This window comes from Methanobrevibacter curvatus, from assembly GCF_001639295.1.
In the GTDB taxonomy this organism is placed as follows: Archaea; Methanobacteriota; Methanobacteria; order Methanobacteriales; family Methanobacteriaceae; genus Methanoflexus; species Methanoflexus curvatus.
The window spans coordinates 1-1,875 of sequence record NZ_LWMV01000084.1; the positions used below are offsets into that span (position 1 = coordinate 1).

Here is a 1,875-nt window from a genome sequence, read left to right on the forward strand (position 1 = left end):
AATTTAATAAGTTAATGAGCATTTATTTATTTCAAAGCTATTGGATAAGTTTTTAATAAATTTGCTTTAGATTAATTCAAAAAATATGTAATCATATTTGAATAGCTAATCGAAATTGATTACATATATGAGATAATCATATTTGATTATGTAATTAAAATTGATTATATTGTTTAGGAAATATAGTTAATGACAAAAATTTTTAATTAATGAATTATAAAAAAATTTATCTAAATTAAATAATTTAAGTTAAATTTTCTTTAATTTCATAAAATATTAGTATTTACTATTTATTATTAATAAATTAATAGATTATTATATCTTTATTTATCTTTTTTTATTTATTTTTTAGTAGTTATAGTTAATGATAAGTTAAAAATGGTTTATATATTATTTATGGTTAAATAAATTCAAAAAAATTAATAAATCATTTTAATTGGTCATTTGAATAATGCAAAATAAATACAGTAGATTTAAACAAAAATCATTTATACACCTTATGATAATCTGTAAGGGAAGACTCCTTTATTAATGTATTCTTGTTTTAACCATGATTTTAATATGGTTTCGCAAACTTCATAGTTTCCATTTGATATATTTTGAATTAAGCCAATATTTTGAAGCTTAACTAAATGTCTACTTAATGAACCAGAAGTTCTTTTTAAGTTTTCAGCTATTTTTTTCCTTTCACTGTAACCAGTTATTATACTTGTGATTATCTTTTGTTCAACTAAATCCAATCCTCCCCAGACTTGCTTTAAATGGTCTGCAAGGAAAGGTAAGCTATTTTTAAATTCTTCTTTAATGTCTTCATCATTTAATGGAAGGTTTTTAGGAAGTAAATTTGCAAAGGTGTTTACATAGTAAGGCACTCCTTGGGTACAATTATAAAACCTTTTAAATCCATTATCTTTAAATTTTAAAGAGGGTAACTTTTCATTTAAATATTTTCTTACAGTATTTTCTGTAAAAGGATTTATTGGAAAACTTAGCATTCTACCACCAAAAGCCCCAGTTTTACCAGCTATTTTTTCAATAATTAAATCTTTAGAATGAATAGATCCAGAAAAAACATATGCAACATTTCTTTGACTTTGAATAATGCTTCTAAAATACCATAAAAAACCATCTAAATTCTTTCCTAAATCTTTTAAGACTTGAAATTCATCAATGATCATTATGACTCCTTTAATCTCTTTTTTATTCTCTTCATAGATTTTTTGAGGCAGATTTAAAACTAATTTTAAAAGTCCTGAGTAATCATCATTTGTTTCTGGAATTGGTATTGGATAATCCCCAAATTCAATGATTTTTTTAAGTTCAAATTTGTTTTTTTTAAAAATTTCTTTAATCCTTGGGACATATCTTTTAAAGTTTTTTTCCTCACAAGCATCTATCCATCCAGTATAAATATATTGCATTAAAGATATTTCATCTAGTTCTCCAACTTGAAAACTGTAACTATGGCTTAGATCTAGATAAGCTATTAGATAATCAGATTTCAATTCATTTTTCACTCTTTTAAGAAGAGCTGTTTTTCCAATACCTCTAATTCCAGATAAAAGGATTGTTGGAGGTGTACCTAAACTTGTTGTTTCTAAAAAGTTCTTTAGATGTATTATATCATCTTCTCTATTATAAAATTCATTAGCTGTTAGTTGGGAATTTGTCCCCCATGGTAATTTTTCCATTTTATCCTTCTCCAAAGAATTAGAATAGTTTATCAATTTATAATGTATTTATAGTCTTGAAAGAAAATTTTCGAATTAATGGTTTGTTGAAATATTTATTTATTTTAAAAAATAAGTTTATATTATATCTAATTTTTAAAATAATCATTTATAATTTTATTATATAAAAAAATATTTATTATAA

Annotated in this window: 1 protein-coding gene; it reads right to left on the reverse strand. The window is 22.7% G+C overall.

Annotated features, from left to right (window positions below):
• Nucleotides 1-497: 497 nt before the first annotated feature.
• Nucleotides 498-1,691 (reverse strand): AAA family ATPase, encoded by a 1,194-nt coding sequence (locus MBCUR_RS02225; protein WP_067089685.1) that lies wholly within the window; start codon nt 1,689-1,691, stop codon nt 498-500.
• Nucleotides 1,692-1,875 lie beyond the last annotated feature (184 nt).

Coding starts and splice junctions, on each gene's coding strand:
- MBCUR_RS02225 (WP_067089685.1), bottom strand. CDS start 1,691: ATGGAAAAATTACCATGGGGGACAAATTCCCAACTAACAGCTAATGAA.